Source organism: Aquimarina macrocephali JAMB N27 (genome assembly GCF_000520995.1).
In the GTDB taxonomy this organism is placed as follows: Bacteria; Bacteroidota; Bacteroidia; order Flavobacteriales; family Flavobacteriaceae; genus Aquimarina; species Aquimarina macrocephali.
This window is the reverse complement of the sequence record NZ_JACA01000037.1, coordinates 1-301: the sequence shown is the minus strand read 5'-3', so window position 1 is coordinate 301 and position 301 is coordinate 1. Positions and strand designations below refer to the sequence as shown.

The 301-nt window shown below is 33.6% G+C and carries 1 protein-coding gene; it reads right to left on the bottom strand.

The window, feature by feature from the left end; translation table 11 throughout:
- Positions 1-301: T9SS type A sorting domain-containing protein (locus Z054_RS28885; protein ID WP_035092802.1), on the bottom strand; the 301-nt coding region annotated here is incomplete at both ends.

The following is a 301-nucleotide window of genomic DNA, read 5'->3' as shown; positions in this document are numbered from 1 at the left end:
GTTTTAATAACAATGAAATATACCCCTGCATTTAATTTATCAATAGCATAGGTTGTTGTTTCTGATTTAAAGTATACTTTATCAACCACCCTTCCGAACATATCTCTAATGATAGCTTCAGACCTATTAGCCTTAGTATAATTAGGATATTTGATGTGTAATACACCAGATTCTATCGGATTTGGATAAATTTCCAGTTTTCTTTCAATAGTATTGTTATTATTTGCTAGTACTGTGCTACTTCTTTGCGCAACAGCTGCGATAGTATGCGGGTTATCAATAGTCACAAGACTACCTCCTG